This window comes from Kitasatospora sp. NPDC057940, assembly GCF_042887425.1.
Classification (GTDB): Bacteria; Actinomycetota; Actinomycetes; order Streptomycetales; family Streptomycetaceae; genus Kitasatospora.
In genome coordinates, this window is the sequence record NZ_JBHVPH010000004.1 from 15,218 (window position 1) to 35,091 (window position 19,874).

At 74.6% G+C, this 19,874-nt stretch carries 21 protein-coding genes and 1 pseudogene; 16 read left to right on the forward strand and 6 right to left on the reverse strand.

The genetic code is table 11. The features are described 5' to 3' along the window. Positions 1-98 precede the first annotated feature (98 nt). From ACFVTF_RS08315 to ACFVTF_RS08325, 3 genes are all read left to right on the forward strand, one after another. Complete coding sequence (locus ACFVTF_RS08315) at positions 99-1,622, forward strand: MFS transporter (protein ID WP_371516354.1); 1,524 nt, start codon at positions 99-101, stop codon at positions 1,620-1,622. Between the two features lie 254 nt (positions 1,623-1,876). Then, positions 1,877-3,487: a cytochrome bc complex cytochrome b subunit gene (locus ACFVTF_RS08320; RefSeq protein WP_387810835.1), complete on the forward strand. Its 1,611-nt coding sequence runs from the start codon at positions 1,877-1,879 to the stop codon at positions 3,485-3,487. A gap of 50 nt (positions 3,488-3,537) precedes the next feature. Then, complete coding sequence (locus tag ACFVTF_RS08325) at positions 3,538-3,978, forward strand: PPOX class F420-dependent oxidoreductase (RefSeq protein ID WP_371516356.1); 441 nt, start codon at positions 3,538-3,540, stop codon at positions 3,976-3,978. A 102-nt stretch (positions 3,979-4,080) separates the two neighbouring features. On the opposite strand, the gene ACFVTF_RS08330 is transcribed toward ACFVTF_RS08325, so the two are convergent. Both ACFVTF_RS08330 and ACFVTF_RS08335 read right to left on the reverse strand, forming a co-directional pair. Next, a complete protein-coding gene (locus ACFVTF_RS08330; protein ID WP_371516357.1) occupies positions 4,081-4,284 on the reverse strand; it encodes a hypothetical protein in 204 nt (67 codons plus the stop codon). After that, complete coding sequence (locus ACFVTF_RS08335; RefSeq protein WP_063346968.1) at positions 4,281-4,550, reverse strand: DUF1876 domain-containing protein; 270 nt, start codon at positions 4,548-4,550, stop codon at positions 4,281-4,283. Before ACFVTF_RS08335 ends, ACFVTF_RS08330 begins: the two co-directional genes overlap by 4 nt. 155 nt (positions 4,551-4,705) lie before the next feature. On the opposite strand from ACFVTF_RS08335, the gene ACFVTF_RS08340 reads away from it, so the two are divergent. From ACFVTF_RS08340 to ACFVTF_RS08380, 9 genes and pseudogenes are all read left to right on the forward strand, one after another. Further along, a complete protein-coding gene (locus ACFVTF_RS08340) occupies positions 4,706-5,548 on the forward strand; it encodes a YndJ family protein (protein WP_387810838.1) in 843 nt (280 codons plus the stop codon). After that, positions 5,545-6,057: a DUF1990 family protein gene (locus ACFVTF_RS08345; protein ID WP_387810841.1), complete on the forward strand. Its 513-nt coding sequence runs from the start codon at positions 5,545-5,547 to the stop codon at positions 6,055-6,057. The genes ACFVTF_RS08340 and ACFVTF_RS08345 overlap by 4 nt, the downstream gene beginning before the upstream one ends. An 85-nt stretch (positions 6,058-6,142) precedes the next feature. Next, the gene (locus tag ACFVTF_RS08350; protein WP_387810844.1) at positions 6,143-6,844 is read left to right on the forward strand and encodes a hypothetical protein; all 702 of its coding nucleotides are present in this window, start codon (positions 6,143-6,145) and stop codon (positions 6,842-6,844) included. A gap of 144 nt (positions 6,845-6,988) precedes the next feature. Further along, positions 6,989-7,390 (forward strand): annotated as a pseudogene (locus tag ACFVTF_RS08355) (thioredoxin family protein); the annotation flags it as partial. A gap of 154 nt (positions 7,391-7,544) precedes the next feature. Next, entirely contained in the window at positions 7,545-8,279 is a 735-nt protein-coding gene (locus ACFVTF_RS08360; RefSeq protein ID WP_387810847.1) for an alpha/beta fold hydrolase, read from the forward strand. A 140-nt stretch (positions 8,280-8,419) separates the two neighbouring features. Further along, entirely contained in the window at positions 8,420-8,638 is a 219-nt protein-coding gene (locus ACFVTF_RS08365; protein ID WP_387810850.1) for a hypothetical protein, read from the forward strand. Continuing rightward, on the forward strand, positions 8,635-10,077 hold the full coding sequence (locus ACFVTF_RS08370; RefSeq protein WP_387810853.1) for a dihydrolipoyl dehydrogenase family protein: 1,443 nt from the start codon (positions 8,635-8,637) through the stop codon (positions 10,075-10,077). Before ACFVTF_RS08365 ends, ACFVTF_RS08370 begins: the two co-directional genes overlap by 4 nt. Before the next feature lie 182 nt (positions 10,078-10,259). Beyond that, positions 10,260-11,354, forward strand: a complete 1,095-nt coding sequence (locus tag ACFVTF_RS08375; RefSeq protein WP_387810856.1) for a WD40/YVTN/BNR-like repeat-containing protein — start codon at positions 10,260-10,262, stop codon at positions 11,352-11,354. Between the two features lie 73 nt (positions 11,355-11,427). Continuing rightward, positions 11,428-12,189, forward strand: coding sequence for a GNAT family N-acetyltransferase (locus ACFVTF_RS08380; RefSeq protein WP_371516366.1), 762 nt, complete (start codon positions 11,428-11,430; stop codon positions 12,187-12,189). Between the two features lie 82 nt (positions 12,190-12,271). Here the strand turns inward: ACFVTF_RS08380 and ACFVTF_RS08385 are convergent, their stop codons facing one another. Further along, complete coding sequence (locus ACFVTF_RS08385) at positions 12,272-13,129, reverse strand: EamA family transporter (protein WP_387810859.1); 858 nt, start codon at positions 13,127-13,129, stop codon at positions 12,272-12,274. Positions 13,130-13,203: 74 nt separating this feature from the next. On the opposite strand from ACFVTF_RS08385, the gene ACFVTF_RS08390 reads away from it, so the two are divergent. After that, positions 13,204-14,070 carry a MurR/RpiR family transcriptional regulator gene (locus ACFVTF_RS08390; protein WP_387810862.1) on the forward strand — a complete coding sequence of 289 codons (867 nt, stop codon included), beginning with the start codon at positions 13,204-13,206 and terminating at the stop codon, positions 14,068-14,070. Between the two features lie 66 nt (positions 14,071-14,136). Further along, positions 14,137-15,183: a LacI family DNA-binding transcriptional regulator gene (locus tag ACFVTF_RS08395; RefSeq protein ID WP_371516369.1), complete on the forward strand. Its 1,047-nt coding sequence runs from the start codon at positions 14,137-14,139 to the stop codon at positions 15,181-15,183. Between the two features lie 70 nt (positions 15,184-15,253). On the opposite strand, the gene ACFVTF_RS08400 is transcribed toward ACFVTF_RS08395, so the two are convergent. Next, positions 15,254-15,766, reverse strand: a complete 513-nt coding sequence (locus ACFVTF_RS08400; RefSeq protein ID WP_371516370.1) for a GNAT family N-acetyltransferase — start codon at positions 15,764-15,766, stop codon at positions 15,254-15,256. Positions 15,767-15,924: 158 nt separating this feature from the next. After that, entirely contained in the window at positions 15,925-16,377 is a 453-nt protein-coding gene (locus tag ACFVTF_RS08405; protein WP_387810867.1) for a molybdopterin-dependent oxidoreductase, read from the reverse strand. A gap of 431 nt (positions 16,378-16,808) precedes the next feature. On the opposite strand from ACFVTF_RS08405, the gene ACFVTF_RS08410 reads away from it, so the two are divergent. Next, entirely contained in the window at positions 16,809-18,404 is a 1,596-nt protein-coding gene (locus tag ACFVTF_RS08410) for a PucR family transcriptional regulator (protein WP_387810870.1), read from the forward strand. Between the two features lie 79 nt (positions 18,405-18,483). On the opposite strand, the gene ACFVTF_RS08415 is transcribed toward ACFVTF_RS08410, so the two are convergent. After that, the gene (locus ACFVTF_RS08415) at positions 18,484-18,951 is read right to left on the reverse strand and encodes a MarR family winged helix-turn-helix transcriptional regulator (protein WP_387811666.1); all 468 of its coding nucleotides are present in this window, start codon (positions 18,949-18,951) and stop codon (positions 18,484-18,486) included. A 128-nt stretch (positions 18,952-19,079) separates the two neighbouring features. On the opposite strand from ACFVTF_RS08415, the gene ACFVTF_RS08420 reads away from it, so the two are divergent. After that, positions 19,080-19,862, forward strand: coding sequence for a dioxygenase (locus tag ACFVTF_RS08420; RefSeq protein ID WP_387810873.1), 783 nt, complete (start codon positions 19,080-19,082; stop codon positions 19,860-19,862). Positions 19,863-19,874: the final 12 nt, after the last annotated feature.

Consider the following 19,874-nt stretch of genomic DNA (forward strand, 5'->3'; position numbering starts at 1 on the left):
CCACACACCCCGCACCGACGCCCCGTACGGCGACCAGCCGTTCCCCGTACGGCGGTCGACCCTTGTCGCACGCCACGCACCGTGAAGTGAGTACCCCCATGCCTGAAACCGACGCCCGACCGGCGACGCTGCCCGATCCCCGGCGCTGGAAGGCGCTGATATTCATCGGCCTCGCCCAGCTGATGGTCGTCCTGGACGCCACCATCGTGAACATCGCCCTTCCGTCCGCCCAGCGGGACCTGGGCATCTCCGACGGCAACCGCCAGTGGGTGATCACCGCCTACGCGCTGGCCTTCGGTGGTCTGCTGCTGTTCGGCGGCCGGATCGCGGACCTCTGGGGCCGCAAGCGGACCTTCGTGGTCGGCCTGGCCGGCTTCGCCCTCGCCTCCGCGCTCGGCGGCGCCGCGGCCAACACCGCGATGCTGCTCGGCGCCCGCGCCCTCCAGGGCGTGTTCGGCGCACTGCTCGCCCCGGCCGCGCTCTCGCTGCTGGCGGTGACCTTCACCGAGGCCAAGGAGCGCGCCAAGGCCTTCGGCATCTACGGCGCGATCGCCGGTGGCGGTGGCGCGATCGGCCTGATCCTCGGCGGCCTGCTGACCGAGTACATGAACTGGCGCTGGACCTTCTTCGTCAACGTCCCGTTCGCCATCGTCGCCGCCGTGGGCGCCGTCCTGGTGATCCGCGAGCCCGCCGAGGGCCGCAACCGCAACCGGCTGGACGTCCCCGGCGTGCTGCTGGTGACCACCGGCCTGGTCTCGCTGGTGTACGGCTTCACCCGCGCCGAGTCCAGCGGCTGGACGGCCGCCAGCACGCTGGGGCTGTTCGTCGCGGCCGCCGTGCTGCTGACCGCGTTCGTCCTGGTGGAGCGCCGGGTCAAGGCCCCGCTGCTGCCGCTGCGCGTGGTGCTGGACCGCAACCGCGGCGGGGTGTACCTGTCGCTCGGCCTGGCCGTGATCGGCATGTTCGGCCTGTTCCTGTTCCTGACCTACTACCTGCAGCTCGTGCGCGGCTACAGCCCGGTGCTGACCGGCGTCGCGTTCCTGCCGATGGTGGCGGGCATGATCACCGGCTCGACCCAGATCGGCGCCCGGCTGATGACCCGCGTCCCGGCGCGGTTCCTGATGGCCCCCGGCTTCCTGGTCGCCTCGATCGGCATGCTGCTGCTGAGCAACATCGGTCTGGACACCTCCTACCCGATGCTGATCCTGCCCGGCCTGGTCCTGATGGGTCTCGGCATGGGCACCGCGTTCATGCCGGCGATGAGCCTGGCCACGCACGGCGTCCAGCCGCGCGACGCCGGCGTCGCCTCGGCGATGGTCAACACCTCGCAGCAGGTCGGCGGCGCCATCGGCACCGCGCTGCTGAACACCATCGCGGCCAGCGCCACCACCAGTTGGCTGGCCTCGCACGCGACCGCCGCGGCCGCCTCGTCGCCGGCGGCGGCCCAGGCCCTGCAGTTCCAGGGCATGGTGCACGGCTTCACGACCGCGATCTGGGTGTCCTTCGGGATCCTGGTGGCGGCCTCCGCGATCGCCTTCACCCTCGTGAACGCCGGTCGCCCGGACGCGGCGTCGGCGTCGGGTGCGGCGAAGAACGACGAGGTGCCGGTGCTGGTGCACTGACGCCTGCGGGTTGCTCGGGTGCGTACGCGGCCCGTCCGGTGTCCCCTTCCTGGGGCACCGGGCGGGCCGCTCGCCGTTTCCGGGGGCGGCGGTTCCGGGGTCGGCGGTTCCGGGGGCGGCGGTTCCGAGGGCGGCGGTTCCAGGGTCCGGATCACAGCCGCCCCGGGTAGAAGTGGGGATCACTCCCCGATTATGGTGACCTCAGCGAGAAGCGGGGAATGATCCCCACTTCCTTCCGACTGAGGTGCGTGCACATGACCCGGAATCAGAACCCAGGACGGGGGCGGCGGGCCGTCGACTGGGCGGACGGCCGGCTGGGGATCCACACCCTGGCCAGGGCCAACCTGCGCAAGATCTTCCCAGACCACTGGTCCTTCATGCTGGGCGAGATCTGCCTGTACACCTTCCTGATCATCATCCTGACCGGCGTCTGGCTGACCCTGTTCTTCAAGCCCTCCATGGGCGAGGTGATCTACGACGGCTCGTACGTGCCGCTCAAGGGCGTGCCCATGTCGCAGGCCTACGCCTCGACGGTGGACATCAGCTTCGAGGTCCGCGGCGGTCTGCTGATCCGGCAGATCCACCACTGGGCCGCCCTGGTCTTCGTCGCGGCCATGTTCGTGCACATGATGCGGGTCTTCTTCACCGGCGCGTTCCGCAAGCCGCGCGAGATCAACTGGGTCTTCGGCTTCCTGCTGCTCTTCCTCGGCATGCTGGACGGCTTCTTCGGCTACTCGCTCCCGGACGACCTGCTCTCCGGCACCGGCATCCGGTTCATCGAGGGCGTGCTGCTGGCCGTCCCGCTGGTCGGCACCTACGTCCAGATGTTCCTGTTCGGCGGCGAGTTCCCCGGGCACGACATCATCCCGCGGTTCTTCACCGTCCACGTGCTGCTGATCCCGGGCATCATGCTCGGCCTGCTGGTGGCGCACCTGATCCTGGTCTTCTACCACAAGCACACCCAGTGGGCGGGCCCGGGCAGGACCGAGAAGAACGTCGTCGGCATGCCGCTGATGCCGGTCTACCTGGCCAAGGCCGGCGGGTTCTTCTTCCTGGTCTTCGGCATCGTCGCGCTGATGTCCGCCGTCGCCACCATCAACCCCATCTGGGCGTACGGCCCGTACCGGCCCGACCAGGTCTCCACCGACGCCCAGCCCGACTGGTACATGGGGTTCGCCGAGGGCCTGATCCGGGTGATGCCCGGCTGGGAGGTCGGGCTCTGGGGGCACACCCTCAACCTCGGCGTGCTGATCCCGTTCACGCTGTTCCCGGTGATCCTCGGCGCGATCGCGGTCCACCCGTTCGTCGAGAGCTGGGTGACCGACGACAAGCGCGAACACCACCTGCTGGACCGGCCGCGCGACGCGCCCGTCCGCACCGCGCTCGGCGCCGCCTGGATCAGCCTGTACCTGGTGATGCTGGCCGGCGGCGGCAACGACCTCATCGCCACCCATCTGCACCTGTCGCTCAACGCCATCACCTACGCCGTGCGGATCGGCTTCTTCGCCGTCCCGGTGGCCGTCTTCGTCATCACCAAACGCTGGTGTCTCGGCCTCCAGCGCCGCGACCGCGACAAGGTGCTGCACGGACGCGAGACCGGCGTCGTCAAGCGCCTGCCGCACGGCGAGTTCACCGAGGTGCACGCCGGGCTCGCGCCCGCCGAACTGCACCGGCTCACCGCACACGAGCAGCCCCGCCCCCTCGAACTGCCGGCCCCCGTCGACGAGAATGGAACCGCCCGGAGCGCGGGCGTGCTCACCCGCACCCGCGCCCGGCTGTCCCGCGGATTCCACGGCGAGCACGCCCGGATCGCCAAGCCCACCGCCGAGGAGTACCGCGAGATCACCGAGGGCCACGGGCACTGACCCATGGGCACCGACCCACGGCCCCGGCCCCCACGCCAGAGGGAGGACAGATGCACGACCGATCCGACCAGCTCGCCGACAGCAGATACCTCCTGCTCACCACCTTCGGCGAGGACGGCACCCGCCAGGACTCGCAGATCTGGGTGGTGCCGGACGGCACCGCACTCGGCGTCTGGACACCGGCCCACTCCGGCGAGGCCGAACGGATCCGGCGCCACCCCCGGGTGCTGGTCGGCCCGTGCGACGCCCACGGGCGCCCGACCGGGCGGCCGGTGCCGGCCCGCGCACGGCTCTGCGACCCGGACGACACCGCCCGCTACCGCACCTCGCTGATCAACAAGTACGGCCTGACGGCGCTGATCGCGCTGGCCCGCAGCCGGTTCCGGGTCGGGCTGGCCGGGACGGTCGGCATCCGGATCACGCTCAACGAGCTGGAGCAGCGGCTGGTCGGGCCCGAGTGGCAGCTGCCGACGACGTACTGCGTCAACTGACCCCGCCGGGCGGCCTGGTGGCGCTGGGGGCCGGGCACGTGCGTGCCCGGCCCCCGGCGCCGTTCGCGGGGTGAAGCGCTCGCACGCTGCCGGGGAGCGCTGTCAGGACCCGTCGTCCGGCGCCTTCGCCAGGTCCCCGGGTTCGCACGCCTCCCGGCCCGTCGCCAGGTGCACGACCCTGACCGCCCGGTCGGGGCCGCCGGGCACGACCCGCTGTTCGTGCCCGCAGCGCGGGCAGATCAGCGGGATGCGCGGCCGGTGCTCCCGGCCGCCGGCGTGGCCGCCGTCCGGGTGCGGGGCGCTCACGTCAACGGGTGGGTCGGGACCGGGCTGACCTCCTGGATCTCGCCGTGGGCCTTGGTGAGCAACTGCGAGGCCAGGTCGTTGAGGGCCCTGGCCCCCGCGATCTCCTCGCCGACCCGCAGCTGTTCCGGGTCCGACGGGTGGCGGCTGCTGTAGCCGTGGGCCCGTAGTTCCCTGCCGTCGCGCAGCCGCAGCATGGCCGCGGCGGTCGTGCGCGGGCCGTCCTCGCGAAACTCCATCTCGATGTGCCAACCGACCAGAGTCTGCATGGCGGATCACCTCCATCGGTTACTCCTCCAGAGTGCGCCGCACCCACCGTGAACACCAGGGCAGGCGGACCGGGGTCAAGTTGAACGCGTTCAACTCTGCGGCGTAGAGTCGCCGACGACAGAGATTTGAACGCGTTCAAGGAGGTGTTTCCGGCATGGGGAAAGGCACGACGGAGCTGGTGAACCTGCTGGTCCTGCTCGGTATGGGCGCCGTCGTCCCGCTCGGCCTCGCCCTGATCGGCGAACCCGGGCTCGCCCGCGTCCGCCGGCTCTGGCCGCTCGCCGCCGTCCCCGGCGCGCTCTCGCTGTGGCTCCCGCGCGGCGACCTCGCCACCGGCAGCGCCGCCCTCTACGCGCTCGGCACCCTGGCCGTCGCCCTCCACGCGCCGCTGCGGCTGCGCCGGACCCGCTCGCTCGCGCCCGCCGAACTCGCCGTCCTCACCGCGCTCGCCGCCCCGGCCGTGGCCGGCACCGCCCTGGTCGCCGAGCGCTCCGGCTACCCGCTGTTCGGCTTCGAACCGCACGTCCTGGCGCTGACCGTCCCGCACTTCCACTACGCCGGCTTCACCGCCGCCCTCGTCGCCGGGCTGGTCTGCCGCAGCACCCGGGCGGGTTCCGGCGCCGCCCGCTGCGCCGCGCTCAGCGTGCCGGCCGGGACGCTGCTGGTGCTCGCCGGGTACTTCCTCGGCACCTGGGTCCAGTTCGCCGGGGCCTGCGTGCTCACCACCGGGATGTGGCTGGTCGGCCTGGTCACCTGGCGCGACCTGCGGCCGCGCGCCGCCGACCCGGTCACCGCCCGGCTGCTCACCGCCTCCTCGGCCGTCCTCGCCCTCACCATGCTGCTCGCCCTGTGGTGGGCCCTCGGCCAGGCGTCCGGACTCCCCCACCCCACCCTGGCCTGGATGGCCGCCACCCACGGCGTCGGCAACGCGCTCGGCTTCGCGCTCTGCTCGCTGCTCGCCTGGCGCCGGATCACCACCACGGAGGACCCCCGATGAGCGACCTCAGCTACCCCGAGCAGGGCGCCAGCACCACCGGCCACCTGCCCGACGGGTACCACCACCTGCGCCACCGGGCGCTCATCGGCCGGGGCCGGCCCGCCCTGGAGGTGGCCGGGGCCGCCCTGCTCGGCTGGCGGATGCACCGGCTGGCCGGCGTGCGGATCGACGCCGACGCGGACCGGGCCGCCCCCGGCGTCGCCGTGCACTGCGCGATCGGCGTCGGCCCGCTCCGGGCCGGCGCCCCCAACCGGGTGCTGGCCACCGTCGACGGCCCGGACCGGTACGGCTTCACCTACGGCACCCGGGCCGGCCATCTGGCCCGCGGCGAGGAGACGTTCCTGGTCGAACTGGAGGCGGACGGGGCGGTCCGGTTCAGCGTGACCGCCTTCAGCCGCCCGGTCGCCTGGTACGCCCGGCTGGCGGGGCCGCTGCTGCCGCTCGCGCAGCGGGCCTTCGCCCGGCGCTGCGGCCGGGTCCTGGCCCGGATCGCGGCGGACGCGGGGTAATGCCTTGGCCCGCCGGGCGGGCCGTCCGGCATGATCACCCGGTGATACGCACGCAGCCGGCCCCCGACGTCACCGCGGGGCAGCCGTGACCAGCTTCCTGACCCACCGGGCCCGGGTGCGCGACGAGCGGCTGCCGGCGCGCCGGCGGTTCAGCGCCCTGCGGACCTGCCTGATCTGCTTCGCGCCGTACGGCTTCCGGGCCACCTACCACCACCTCACGCTCAGCGCCCGGATGCCCCGGCTGCTGGAGGCCGACCCGGACGCGCTGGTGCGGGCCGTGGAGGAACTGCACGAGGCACGGCTCCTGTGGCTGGCCGGGGCCCAGGAGTACGAGGCGCGGCGCCGGGCGGAGAAGCGCGCCGGGCGGCGGCGACCGCCCGCGCCGGTGTGGTGGAACCGCCCCTGGTGGGGCGCACCGGACGCGGCCTGGCGGGCGGACCCCTTCCTCCACCCGCCGCTGCGGCTGCCCGACTACGTCCGGCGGCAGAACGCGCTGCTGGACGGCGCCGAACTGCCCGGCTGCCCGGCCTGCGGGGACGAGGAGCCGGTGCTGTCGCGCTCGACCGGCCACGGCCTGGCCGAACTCTGCCGGACCTGCGCCTGGGTGCGACAGCCGTGCCCGTGCGGGCGGTGGCACGGCTTCCAGCCCACCCGGCAGGTCGGCTGGAACGGCATCTGGCGACGGGAGCACCTGATCGGCGACGGCACGCCGAACCCGCGCTGGCCCGGCGTGCAGGGGCCGGCCCGGATCGAGCGGCTGGTGCCGTACGAGGCCTCCCACCCGTGAGGTTTCCGCTCCGCGCGCCGGTCCGGCGCCCGGGCGTCGGACCGGCGCGGGCAGCGGCGGCCACCGGCGCGCGGCTGCGGAATACCCCGTCGGGGCGCACGGTTGTCGCGAGCACGTGATCGGTAGCGCCGCCTCCGGAAGGGAAGGAATCGCGAGATGAGCAACACGGTCGAGCTGACCAAGGAGAACTTCGACGACATCGTCCCGGGTCCGGAGGGGCAGGACTTCGTCTTCATCGACTTCTGGGCCGGGTGGTGCGGGCCGTGCCGCCAGTTCGCCCCGGTGTACGAGAAGGCGGCCGAGCGCCACGCGGACCTCGTCTTCGCCAAGGTGGACACCGAGGCGCAGGTGGAGCTGGCCGCCGCGTTCGGGATCCAGTCGATCCCCACGCTGGCGATCATCCGTGAGGGCGTGCTCGTCTTCTCGCAGGCCGGTGCGCTGCCGGAGTCGGTGTTCGAGGACCTGATCGGCCAGGCCAGGAACCTGGACATGGCCGAGGTGAAGCGCAAGGTGGCGCAGGAGCAGGCGGCCGGGGGCCAGGCCTGACGCGTCCGGGCGTCCGGACGTCCGCTTGTCCGAGGGCCCGGGGAGTCGCGCTCCCCGGGCCCGGGCGCTCGAAAATCCGGGCGAAGTCCGACGGGGGTCGGTCCTAGAGTCGTCGGCGACGGAGATCCCGCCCGACCGCGAGGAGCGACCCACCATGAGCACGTTCGTACTGGTCCCCGGATTCTGGCTCGGTGCCTGGGCCTGGGACGAGGTCGCCGCGCCGCTGCGCGCCGCCGGGCACACCGTGCACCCCGTGACCCTGCCCGGGCTGGCGGAGCGCGCGGGCGAGGCCGAGCCGATCGGGCTGGCGGAGCACATCGCCGCGCTGGCCGACCTGCTGGTCCGCGAGGACCTGTGGGAGGTGGTGCTGGTCGCGCACAGCGGCGCCTGCGTCCCGGTCGGCGGCATCGCGGACCGGATGCCGGAGCGGATCCGCCGGGTGGTCTACCTGGACAGCGGCCCGATGACCGACGGCGGTTCGGTGTACGACCTCTGGGAGCCCGACCGCCGTGCGGCGGCCGACGCCTCGGTGGTCGACGGCCGCCTCCCGATGCCCTCCTGGGCCGACCTCGCCGCCGACGGCGCCGACGTGGCGGGCCTGGACGAGGCCGCGCTCGCCCGGATCCGCGAGCGGGCCACCCCGCACCCGGCCGGGGCGTACCGGGACCGGCTGCGGCTGACCGGCGCCTCGGCCGCGCTGCCGCAGGCGCTGGTGACCTGTTCCTTCCCGCTCGCCCAGGTGCAGGCGATGATCACGGCCGGGCACCCGTGGTTCGCCGGGCTCGACGGGCCGAACTGGGAGCTGCGCGAACTGCCCACCGGGCACTGGCCGATGTTCTCCCGCCCGGCCGACACGGCGGCGGTGCTGGCCGAGCTCGCGGCGCTCTGACCCGCCCTCGGCTCGGACCCGTCGGCGGGTTCGTCTGCGCGAAGCCCCGCCTGCGTCGCAGGATGGGCACGGCGCCGGGCACACGGCCCGGCGCCCGTCCGGCCGGGGGCCGGATCCCATGGGAAGGCGAGCCCCTGCGGATGTACGCGGAGCGCGAGAAGTGGCCGCCGGAGGCCGTTCGGGTCAGGCTCGGGTACGAGACGAACGGCAGCCGCGGGCCGACCTCCCGGGAGGCCGCCCTCACCGGTGCGCCGGCCGACGCCCGGCGCGCCCGGCTGCTCGACGTCCGCGACCACATTCCCGTCGCCCCGGCCCCGTGGGCCGGGGCGGCCATCGACACCACGGAGGACCGGGTATGACCAGCAGTGCCGAGGAGTACGACGTCATCGTCCTGGGGGGCGGCCCGACCGGCGAGAACGTCGCCGACCGGACGGCCTCCGCCGGGCTGCGCACGGTCCTCGTGGAGGCCGAACTGGTCGGCGGCGAGTGCTCGTACTGGGCCTGCATGCCGAGCAAGGCGCTGCTGCGCCCGGTGGCCGCGCTGGCCGAAGCCCGCGCGGTGGCCGGCTCCCGGGAGGCGGTCGGCGGCCGGCGGCTGGACCCGGCCGCGGTGCTGGCCCGGCGGGACTCCTTCACCTCGCACTGGAACGACGACGGCCAGGTGCAGTGGCTGCGGGACAACGGCATCGAGCTGGTGCGCGGCCACGGCCGGCTGGCGGGCGTACGGACCGTCACCGTGGAGGCCGAGGACGGCACCGAGCGGGTGCTCACCGCCCGGCACGCCGTCGCCGTGTGCACCGGCAGCCGTCCGGTGCTGCCCACGGGCGTTCCGGGGCTGGCGGAGGCCCACCCGTGGACCAACCGGGAGGCGACCGCCGCTCCGGCCGTGCCCGGGCGGCTGGCGGTGGTCGGCGGCGGCGTGGTCGGGGTGGAGCTCGCGACCGCCTGGCGGGCGCTCGGCTCCGAGGTGATGCTGCTGGTGCGCGGCGACCACCTGCTGCCGCGGATGGAGCCGTTCGCGGGCGAGCTGGTCGCGGAGGGCCTGCGCGAGGCCGGGGTGGACCTCCGGTTCGGGACGGAGGCCACCGCGCTGGAGCGGGCGGACGGCGCCGGGCCGGTGGTCCTGACGCTCGGTGACGGCGAACGGCTGACCGTGGACGAGGTGCTGTACGCGACCGGACGGGCCCCGCGCACCGCCGACGTCGGGCTGGAGCAGGTCGGGCTGAAGCCGGGCGGCTGGCTGGAGGTGGACGACAGCTGCACCGTGCTCGGCGTCGACGGCGAGTGGCTGTACGCCGCCGGGGACGTCAACCACCGGGCGCTGCTCACCCATCAGGGCAAGTACCAGGCCCGGATCACGGGCGCGGCGATCGTGGCCCGCGCCCAGGGGCGTGCGCTGGACACCTCCCGCTGGGGCGCGCACGCCGCGTCGGCCGACAGCGCGGGTGCGCCGCAGGTCGTGTTCACCCATCCGGAGGTCGCCGCCGTCGGGCTGACCCTGGCGGCGGCCGAAGCGGCCGGGCTGCGGGTCAAGGCCGTCGACCACGACTTCGGCGCCGTCGCCGGGGCCTCGCTGTACGGCGACCACTACCGCGGCCGGGCCCGGGTGGTCTTCGACCTGGACCGCGAGGTGCTGGTCGGCGCCTGCCTGGTCGGCCCCGGGGTCGCCGAACTGCTGCACTCGGCGACCGTCGCCGTGGTCGGCGAGGTGCCGATCGACCGGCTCTGGCACGCCGTGCCCTCCTACCCGACGATCAGCGAGGTGTGGCTGCGGCTGCTGGAGGGCTGCCGGGGGTGAACCGGGCGGGTGAACCGGGCGGGTGAGCCGGACGGGCGGGCCTTCCTGTTGAGCGGGCCTTCCTGATGAGTGGGCCTTCCGGGTGATCGGGCGTGGCGAGATGTGGCCGCCGGTGGACGGCGGGACACTGGGCGTCGGGGGCCGTCCCGGGGGGCCGTACTCGTCACCAGGTGGTGTGGGGCATGACCGAAGTGCTGTTGGCCGTCGGAACCGAGAAGGGCCTCTTTCTCGGCCGCAGCCGCGACCGGCTGGACTGGGAGTTCAGCGGGCCGCACTTCCGGATGAACGCGATCTACTCCGTCTCCATCGACCGCCGCGACGGCCGCACCCGGCTGCTGGTCGGCGCCGACAGCAGCCACTGGGGCCCGTCCGTCTGGCGCTCCGACGACCTCGGCGCCACCTGGTACGAGCCGCCGCAGCCGGCGATCCGCTTCCCCGAAGGCACCGGCGCCTCGCTCACCCGGGTCTGGCAGCTCCAGCCGGCCGGCCCGGAGGCCCCCGGCGTCGTCTACGCCGGCACCGAACCCGCCGCGCTGTTCCGCTCCGAGGACGGCGGCGAGACCTTCCGCCTGGTCGAATCGCTCTGGAACCACCCGCACCGGACCGACTGGGGCGCCGGCTACGGCGGCCAGGGCCTGCACACCGTCGTCACCGACCCGCACGACCCGCAGCGGCTGCTGGTCGCCGTCTCCACCGGCGGCGTCTACCGCAGCAAGGACGGCGGCGACAGCTGGGAGCCCGCCAACACCGGCCTGCGCGCCGAGTTCCTGCCGGAGGAGGGCCAGTACCCCGAGTTCGGCCAGTGCGTGCACAAGGTCGCCCCCGACCCCGTCGACCCCGACCGGCTGTACCTGCAGAACCACGGCGGCGTCTACCGCAGCGACGACTGGGGCGCGAGCTGGCGCTCCGTCGCCGACGGGCTGCCCGCCGCGTTCGGCTTCGCCGTCGCCGCCCACCCGCGCCGGGGCGACACCGCCTACCTGTTCCCGCTCGGCGGCGGGGACGACCGCATCCCGCCCGGCCGCCGGTGCCGGGTCTTCCGCACCACCGACGGCGGCACCAGCTGGCAGCCGCTCGCCGACGGCCTGCCCGACGAGGACCACTACGGCATCGTGCTGCGCGACGCGCTGCGCACCGACGACGCCGAACCGGCCGGGATCTACTTCGGCAACCGGACCGGCGACGTCTACGGCAGCCACGACGAGGGCGAGAGCTGGTCGTTGCTGACCTCCCACCTGCCGGACGTGCTCTGCATCCGCGCCGCGGTGGTGGCCTGACAATTCGGTTGCCCCCGGGCGCGCTCTGGTCGACCATGACGGCGGACGAACGACCGTACGAATGGGGCTGGGTGTGACCGAGACGGACTTGGTGGTCAGGTCGAACGGAGAGGGCGTACCGGTGGTGCGCTACCTCCTCGGCGAGCGGGAGGGGCGGCCCTGGGCCGACCTGTTGGAGGTGGTGGAAGGAAGCGGCGGCACCGACCCGGTGGAGTTCGTCCGCACCGAGCTGGCCGGGTGGGTGGTCTCCGGGACGCCCGAGTTCGGCCTCGCCCTGCTGGAGCACGGCGCCACCGTGCTCCGGCACGCCCACGCCATGCGGCGCGACCTGGTCGCCGACCCGCCGCCCGCCGACTGGGCCGGGGCCCCGCTGCGCGACGGCCTGCGGGCCGTGCCCTGCGACCGCGCGCCCGAGGACCTGTTCGAGGCCTGGCGGGCCGCGTTCGCCCCGGGGCACCCGGACCACTTCGCGGGCGACGACCAGCAGGCGCTGGCGGAGCGGATCGCCCCGCTGCTCGCCGGCAAGGTCATCGGGCCGGTGCTGCCGTCCAGCCTGCTCGCCGTGGACGCGCAGGACCGGGTGGTGGCCGGGATCGTCCTCACCGACCGCGACGGCATCCCGTGGATCGCCGACGTCTTCCGGCACCCGGAGCTCGGCTACCGGGGCCTCGGCGCGGACCTGCTGCGCCGCGCCGTCGCCGACGCCGCCGAACGCGGGCTCGTCGAGGTGCAGTTGGCCGTCACCGACGGCAATCCGGCCCGCCGGCTCTACGAGTCCCTGGGCTTCGAGCTGCTGAGCACCTCGCTGACCGTGATCGTGCCGGAGAAGGGCTGACGGCCACCGGATCCCGTCCGGCCGGTCTCGGTGGATCAGCCCGAGACCGGCCGGTCCGGCCGGACACGCCCACGGACACGCCCTATGACCGGGCCAGTTCCAGGACGGCTATCCCGGCCAGCACGATGAGGCTGGCGGTCAGCCGCAGGCGGCCCAGCCGCTCCCGGAACACCACGGTGGCGATCAGGGCGGCAATCACGATGCTCGTCTCGCGCAGCGCCGCGATCGTCGCCAAGTCCCCCCGGGACTGCGCCCACACCACCAGGCCGTAGGCCGTCAGCGAGAGCACGCCCCCCGCGATCCCCACCGGCACCACCGTGCCGACCCCGGTCAGCAGCGAACGGCCGCGCCGGGCCCAGGCGATCAGCGCGAGCGTCGGCCCCTGCAACAGGAACAGCCAGGCCACGTAGCCGCCGACCGTCCCGGCGTGCCGGACGCCGCTGCCGTCCAGCACCGTGTAGACGGCGATCATCACGCCCGTCCCGGCGGCGGCCCCGAGCGCGGGCAGTTGCGCCCGCCCCGGGACGCCCTTGGCGAAGGCCAGCCCGATCAGGCCGCAGGAGATCACCACCACGCCCAGCAGCTCGCCCGCGCCCGGGTGCTGCCCGAGCACGGTGGCCGACAGCAGGGCCACCAGCAGCGGCGCCGAGCCGCGCGCGATCGGGTACATCTGCCCGAAGTCGCCCAGCTGGTAGGCGCGTAGCAGCAGGACCGTCGACGTCGTCTGGACGGCGACCGAGGCCAGCAGGTACGGCCAGGACGAGGCCGCCGGCAGCGGGTTGAGCAGCACCAGGACGAGCGCGCACGCGGTGTAGGTCAGGTTGATCAGCGCGAAGCCGACCAGCTTGTCCGCGATCCGGTGGGCCAGGCCGTTCCAGACGGCGTGCAGCACGGCCGCGGCGAGCACGGCCACCGGCACGGCCGGCACGATCTCGGGCATGGCGAAGCTCCCCTCCGACGGCCTTCCGGCGACCCGGTACGGCCTGGAACCGAATTCCACGCTACCCTAGCGCCATGGAAGGACATTCCGACATGACGCCCCTGGAGTCCCAGCTCGCCGCGCGGATCCGGGCCCGGCTCGGCGACCTGCGCGGCGCCGAGGCGCGGGTCGCCGAGGTGGTGCTCGACCGGGGCGCCGGCCTGGTGCACCTGAGCGTCAGCGACGTCGCCGCGCTGGCCGGCACCGCCCCCTCCTCCGTGGTCCGGGCCTGCCAGCGGCTCGGCTTCCGCGGCTACCAGGAGCTGAAGATCGCCGCCGCCCGGCACTCCCCCGCCGCGGCCCCGGCCCCCGCCGACGACACCCGCGACCCGGCCGCCCGGGCCCTCGCCGACACCCTGCGGGCCGCCCGGGCGGCCCTGGACGGGATCACCGCCACGCTCACCGCCGACGACCTGCGGGCGGCCGCCGAGGTACTGGCCGGCGCCGGCCAGGTGGTCCTGGTCGGCTCCGGGCTGTCCGGCGCGGTGGTGCTCGACCTCGCCTACCGGCTGCGCGCGCTCGGCCTGCGCGTCGACGCCCCCGCCGACCCGCTCACCGCCCAGCTGGCCGCCGCCCAGCTCCCGCCCGACGGCGTCTGCTTCGCGGTCAGCCACGGCGGCGCCACCCCGCTGGTGATCGACGCCGCGCGCCGGGCCCGGGCGGCCGGGGCGGCCGTGGTCGCGCTCACCAGCTACGCCCGCTCACCGCTCACCGAGACGGCCACCCACACCCTGGTCGCGGGCGGGCAGGACCTGGTCTTCGGCCTGGAGACCACGGCCAGCCGGCTCGCCCACCTGGCCGCCGTCGACGCGCTCGCCCAGACCCTGCTGGCGCTGCGCGGGCGACCGGCCGAACAGGCCCTCGGCCTCTCGGCGGACATCACCGCGGACCACACGTACTGACCGCGGCGGGCGCCCGGCGGCGACGGCGGCCCGGAGCCGTCGGAGGCGCTGTGTAGGCTCGCGGGCATGGCGAGGGTGACACGGGACGATGTGGCGCGGGTGGCGGGGACGTCCACGGCGGTCGTGAGTTATGTGATCAACGACGGGCCGCGGCCGGTGGCGCCCGCGACCCGGGCGCGGGTGCTCGCGGCGGTCGAGGAGCTCGGCTACCGCCCCAACCGGGTCGCCCAGGCGATGGCACGGCGGCGGACCAACCTGCTCGGCATGGTCGTGCCGGACGCCCGCCAGCCGTTCTTCGCCGGGCTCGCGCACGCCGTCGAGCAGGCCGCCGCCGACCACGGCCGGCTCCTGCTGATCGGCAACTCCGACTACGTGGACGAGCGCGAGGCGCACTACATCCGCGCGTTCCTCGGCATGCAGGTCGACGGGCTGATCCTGGTCACCCAGGACCCGGCCACCCCCGGGCTCACCGGCTTCGACGTGGGCGACGGCACCTCGGTCGTGCTGCTGCACCACCGGGCGGAGACCGCCGACGGCGTCGCGGTGGTGGCGGACGACCAGGGCGGCGCCCGCGAGGTCGTCCGGCACCTGCTCGGGCACGGCCACGCCGAGGTGCACTGCTTCGGCGGCACCCTCGCGCTCAGCCCGCACGACCCGGTCACCGGGCGGACGGCCGGCTGGGCCGCCGCGCTGGCCGAGGCCGGGCTGGCGACCGAGGGGCGGCTGGTGCCGGCGCCGTTCGACCGCGTCCGGGCACACGCCGAGGCGCTCGCCCTGCTGGCCCGGCCCGACCGGCCGTCCGCCGTGTTCTGCACGACCGACGACCAGGCGATCGGCCTGCTGCGGGCCGCCGACGACCTGGGCATCCGGGTGCCGGAGCAGCTCGCGGTGGCCGGATTCGACGACATCGCCGAGGCGGTGATCGCCGGCCCGGCGCTGACCACCGTGGCGACCGCTCAGGACGAGATGGCCCGCGCCGCCGTCGACCTGGTCCTCGGCGGGGCCGAGCGGCGCTCCACCGGCGCGCGGACCTTCCCGGCCCGGCTGGTGCTGCGACGCACCTGCGGCTGCCCGGCGCCGGAGCGGGCGACCGCGGGCGCAGCCGCGATCTGACTCCGCGTCACGCGCGCTCCGGTTCGGTCGGGCCGCTGCCGGGCCGCCCGCCGCCGCGCGGGCGCGCCGGTCAGCGGAGTTCGTCCGCGAGGAGGTCCATCAGCAGGTTGTCGTGCCAGGTGCCGTCCGGGCCGCGCTCGTACTGGCGCATGGTGCCGACCGAGCGGAAGCCGACCTTCGCGTAGCAGCGGATCGCGGCCGTGTTGTCGGCCGCCGGGTCGATGATCAGCCGGTGGTAGTGGTGGTGGTCGACGAGGTGGCGGGCCAGCGTGCGGACGGCGTCCGTGCCGAGGCCGACGCCGTGGACCTCCGGGTCGAGGTAGATGTCGATGCCGGCGTGCCGGTACTCGTCGTCGTTGTTGGCGTACCACTGGATGGCGCCGACGATCTTCCCGCCCACCTCGACGACGAGGGTCTCCGTGTCCGGCTCCTCCAGGTCGCTGGCGACGGCGTCGGCGAGGTCGTCACCGCCCCGCCAGCGGGCGAACACCTCGGGCGTGCCGCGGATGGCCGCGAGCTCCGGGATGTCGTCGGTGTCGGCGGTGCGGAGGGTCACCAGGGTGCCGTGCAGAATCGTCCCCATATGGGGCATGTTGGCACGGAAACAGGCATCCGGCGAGCTGTTTTTCGGTATTCCCCACGATCGCCCGCACCCCCTCCGAGCAGCGACGATGCTCCACCGCGAAGCACTCGGCGAGAGCGGGCCCCGGGGCGGGGTCAAGGCCCGCCCGCGGCCGGGGCTCAGGCCGCCGGTTCACCCAGCGGGCCGAGCCACACGGCCGTGACCCCGCTGACGTAGCGGGCGCCGCAGTGGTCGTCGGGGACGACGAGCTGCGGGCCGGCGGCGTCCAGCGGGGCGCCGTCCATGCTGGTGGCCAGCAGGATCCGCTGGCCGCCGAAGTCGGGGTCGATCTCGGCCCAGGAGACGACGGCCCGGTGGCCGTCCGCACCGCTGACCGACAGCAGGAAGCGCAGCCGCTGCTTGCGGCCGGAGAAGTCGATCCGGGGCCGGGCCGCGCACAGCACGTCCCAGAGCGCGGGCCCCTCGTAGTCGTGCCGCTGCTCGCCCTTGGCCAGGCAGTCGAAGCTGACCTCGACGCGGTGCGCGGGGAGAGCACGCAGCTGGTCGACCGACAGCTCGGTGGGCCGGTCGAAGTGGCCGTGCAGCCGGACGGTGGGGCTCGACGGGGTCATGGTGCTCCCTCCTCCCGGGCCGCGCCGCCGCGACCCGGGAGGGGGTTACCCGAGGGAGGGCCCGGGCATTCGCAGCTGCGGCGCCGAAAGGATGATTTCAGCGGCATCTGCGATGTGGCGAAGCGCTTCCGGCTGGCAGCTGCGGGGGAAGGGGCGGGCGTGTCCGAGGAGGCGGATCGACGCGCCCCGCGCCGGCGGAAGCAGGTGGAAGCCGGTGGAAGCCGGTGGAAAGCGACGGAAGCGGCACCGCAATCGGGCGGACGACCGGTTCCGCACACCCGCCGAGGGGGCCCGCACTGGATGATCCGACAAGAAGAATCACTGCCGCATGACTTGCATTTACGATGCCCATGAGCACCTGAACCTTGCACTTGCGAGGCACGGCCGGGCGCGGCGCACAAGGGCGAGAGCGAGAGCGAGATGAGCGAGAGATGATCGTCGGTGACCTGCTGCACCTCGACGACCTGGACATCCGCCTGGCCTGGGGCACCCCGGACCTGCTCGACCGCCCGGTCACCGGGCTCAGCTCCACCGACCTCCAGGACCCGGCCCGCTACCTCCAGCCCGGCGAACTCGTCCTCACCGGCCTGGTCTGGTGGCAGCCCGCCGACGCCTCCGGCGCGCTGCGCTTCGCCACCGCCCTGCGCAGCGCGGGCGTGGCGGCGCTGCTGGCCGGCGAGGGCACCCACGGCAGCGTCCCGGACAGCCTCGCCGACGCCTGCCGCACCCACGGCATCCCGCTGCTGACGGTGCCCGCCGGAGTCAGCTTCCGCGCCGTCACCGACCGCGTCTACCTGCGGCTCTGGGGGGACCTGCGGGCCGGCGCCCAGGACATCGCGGCGATCCCGGAGACCGTCCGGCACGAACTGCTCGACCTGCTGCACGCGGACGCCGGGGCCGGCGAGGTACTGGCGCACGCGGTCGGCCGGCTCGGGGTCCCGGACTGCTCGATCACCACCGCCGGCGGGCGGGCCGTCGCCACCACCGCCGCACCCGCCAATGCCGCATCCGCCACCGCCGCACCTGCCACCGCCGTATCCGTCCCGCCCGCCGGGCGCGGCGACACCGGGCTGCCCGTCGGACCCCAGGACGGCTCGCCGTTCGACGGCTGGCGGCTGCGCCCGCACCTGCGCTCGGCGGCGGCCGAACCGGTGCTCCAAGCCCTGGCCGAACTGCTCGCCCCGCTCGCCGCCCGCGCCCACGCCGACGCGGGCGCGCGGCGCCGGGCCGCCGGGCGGCTACTGGACGCGCTCGCCGGGGAGGCCGGGCTCGCCGAACCGCTCGCCGCCTGCGGGCTGGGCGGGGCCGAGTCGCTGGTGGCGGTCACCGCGCGGATCGACGGCGGCCGGGCGGGCCAGGCGGGTGCCGCGCCGGGCGACGGCCCGCCCGCCGCCTGGGCGGCACACGCACTGGCCGAGGCGCTGCACCCGCTCGGCGCGCCGTACGCCGCCGGGACCGACCGCGACGGGCGGTCCGCCGCACTGGTCGCCGCGCCGGTCGAGCAGGTCGCCGAACGGCTGCGCCGGGCCCGGCCCGCGCTGCAGGGCCGGCTGACCGGTCGGCGCACCCTGCGGGTCGGCGTCGGCCCGGCCGCCCCGCCCGCCCCCGCCGCGCTGCGGGCGGCGCTGGTGCAGGCCCGCTACGTACTGGAGGGCTCGGCCGGCCCGGTCGGCAGCGCGGCCGAACTGGACTCGCTGGACGGACTGCTGCGCGGCATCCCGCCGGAGGTGACGGCCGCCTTCCACACCCGGCTGCTGGCCCCGCTGGCCGCCCACGACCGGGAGAACAGCGTCTCGCTGCTGGGCACCCTGGCCGTCTTCCTCGACCACGACGGCTCGTGGGCGCGGACGGCCGAGGCGCTCTGCATCCACGTCAACACCGTGCACTACCGGATCCGCCGGATCGAGGAGCTGACCGGCCGCAGCCTGGCCCGGCTGCGGGACCGGCTCGATCTGCGGACCGCCCTGCTCTGCGCCCCGCAGCCGGCCCGGGCTCAGGCTGCTCAGGCTCAGGCTCCGGCCCGGTAGACCGCCGGACGGGCGCGGCAGCGGCCGAGGGCTCGGGGGCTCGGGGCCGGGACTTCAGGGCGTCAGGGGCTTCAGGGCTTCAGGGGGTGTCGTCGAGGCGCAGCCGGGCGCTGACCTCGCCGAGGCTTTCGGCGAGCACGGCCAGCTGCTCGCGGGTGAGCACGTCGATCAGCAGCTCGCGGACCAGGGCGACGTGTCCGGGTGCGGCCTGCCGCAGCGACTCCCGCCCCTGGTCGGTGAGTTCGGCGATGACGCCGCGCACGTCGCTGGGGCAGGAGCGGCGGGCGACCAGGCCCATCCGCTCCAGCTGGGTGACCTGGTAGGTGAGGCCGCTCTTGGAGGTGACCAGCTTGTCGGCGAGTTCGGTCATCCGCAGCGCGTCGGCCGGGGCGGCGGACAGGTGCACCAGGATCTCGTACTGCTGGTGCGAGAGGCCGGAGTCCTCCTTGAGCTGGCGCTCCAGTCGGCGGTTGAGCAGGTTGCTCGCGACGACGAAGCCCCGCCAGGCAGCCATCTCGTCCTGGTCCAGCCAGCGGGGTTCGTTCAGTGTGGACATGTGGTGAAGCCTACTCCTGTTGTTCAAATTCGAACGAAGGTGTACGGTCAGCGAGTAGAGGTTCAAATTTGAACTATTCTTCCGATCCACCCTTCCGTTCGACCCAGGAGGAGGACGCCATGAGCACCGCGGCCCCCGAGCGTATGCCCGCCCTGTACCTCTCGCACGGCGCGCCGCCGCTCGCCGACGACCCGGTCTGGCCCGGTGAACTGGCCGCCTGGTCCGCCGACCTGCCCCGGCCCAAGGCCGTCCTGATGGTCTCCGCCCACTGGGAGGAGGCCCCGCTCGCCCTCGGCGCCGTCACCACCGTGCCGCTGGTGTACGACTTCTGGGGCTTCCCCGAGCACTACTACCAGGTCCAGTACGCCGCCCCCGGCGCACCGGCGCTCGCCGACCGCGTCCGCAAGCTGCTGCGCGCCCCCGGCACGCCCGTCCAGGACATCCCCGACCGCGGCCTCGACCACGGCGCGTACGTCCCGCTGGTGGAGATGTTCCCGGAGGCCGACATCCCCGTCCTCCAGATCTCCATGCCCACGCTCGACCCGCAGCGGCTGATGGAGATCGGCCGCCGGCTCGCCCCGCTGCGCGACGAGGGCGTGCTGATCGTCGGCAGCGGCTTCTTCACCCACAACCTGCGGGCGCTCAGCAACGACGGCCGGATCAGCTCGGTGATGGCCGAGTTCGACGACTGGGGCCGGCGCGCCCTGGACGCCCACGACCTGGACGCGCTGCTCGACTTCGAGCGCAAGGCCCCCGCCGGACGGCTCGCCCACCCGCGCACCGAGCACTTCGCCCCGCTGTTCGTCACCCTCGGCGCCGGCGAGGCCGACCTCGGCAGCCAGCGCAGCGTCATCGACGGGTTCTGGATGGGGCTCGCCAAGCGGTCGATCCAGCTGGGCTGACCGGGAACGCCC

Excerpts from the sequence above, each read along its gene's own strand:
- ACFVTF_RS08405 (WP_387810867.1), bottom strand. The coding sequence starts at position 16,377 with ATGACCCCGTCGAGCCCCACCGTCCGGCTGCACGGCCACTTCGACCGG.
- ACFVTF_RS08365 (WP_387810850.1), top strand. The coding sequence starts at position 8,420 with ATGTACGCGGAGCGCGAGAAGTGGCCGCCGGAGGCCGTTCGGGTCAGG.
- ACFVTF_RS08390 (WP_387810862.1), top strand. The coding sequence starts at position 13,204 with ATGGAAGGACATTCCGACATGACGCCCCTGGAGTCCCAGCTCGCCGCG.
- ACFVTF_RS08410 (WP_387810870.1), top strand. The coding sequence starts at position 16,809 with ATGATCGTCGGTGACCTGCTGCACCTCGACGACCTGGACATCCGCCTG.
- ACFVTF_RS08395 (WP_371516369.1), top strand. The coding sequence starts at position 14,137 with ATGGCGAGGGTGACACGGGACGATGTGGCGCGGGTGGCGGGGACGTCC.
- ACFVTF_RS08360 (WP_387810847.1), top strand. The coding sequence starts at position 7,545 with ATGAGCACGTTCGTACTGGTCCCCGGATTCTGGCTCGGTGCCTGGGCC.
- ACFVTF_RS08400 (WP_371516370.1), bottom strand. The coding sequence starts at position 15,766 with ATGGGGACGATTCTGCACGGCACCCTGGTGACCCTCCGCACCGCCGAC.
- ACFVTF_RS08370 (WP_387810853.1), top strand. The coding sequence starts at position 8,635 with ATGACCAGCAGTGCCGAGGAGTACGACGTCATCGTCCTGGGGGGCGGC.
- ACFVTF_RS08325 (WP_371516356.1), top strand. The coding sequence starts at position 3,538 with ATGCACGACCGATCCGACCAGCTCGCCGACAGCAGATACCTCCTGCTC.
- ACFVTF_RS08315 (WP_371516354.1), top strand. The coding sequence starts at position 99 with ATGCCTGAAACCGACGCCCGACCGGCGACGCTGCCCGATCCCCGGCGC.
- ACFVTF_RS08335 (WP_063346968.1), bottom strand. The coding sequence starts at position 4,550 with ATGCAGACTCTGGTCGGTTGGCACATCGAGATGGAGTTTCGCGAGGAC.
- ACFVTF_RS08345 (WP_387810841.1), top strand. The coding sequence starts at position 5,545 with ATGAGCGACCTCAGCTACCCCGAGCAGGGCGCCAGCACCACCGGCCAC.
- ACFVTF_RS08375 (WP_387810856.1), top strand. The coding sequence starts at position 10,260 with ATGACCGAAGTGCTGTTGGCCGTCGGAACCGAGAAGGGCCTCTTTCTC.
- ACFVTF_RS08420 (WP_387810873.1), top strand. The coding sequence starts at position 19,080 with ATGAGCACCGCGGCCCCCGAGCGTATGCCCGCCCTGTACCTCTCGCAC.
- ACFVTF_RS08340 (WP_387810838.1), top strand. The coding sequence starts at position 4,706 with ATGGGGAAAGGCACGACGGAGCTGGTGAACCTGCTGGTCCTGCTCGGT.
- ACFVTF_RS08385 (WP_387810859.1), bottom strand. The coding sequence starts at position 13,129 with ATGCCCGAGATCGTGCCGGCCGTGCCGGTGGCCGTGCTCGCCGCGGCC.
- ACFVTF_RS08320 (WP_387810835.1), top strand. The coding sequence starts at position 1,877 with ATGACCCGGAATCAGAACCCAGGACGGGGGCGGCGGGCCGTCGACTGG.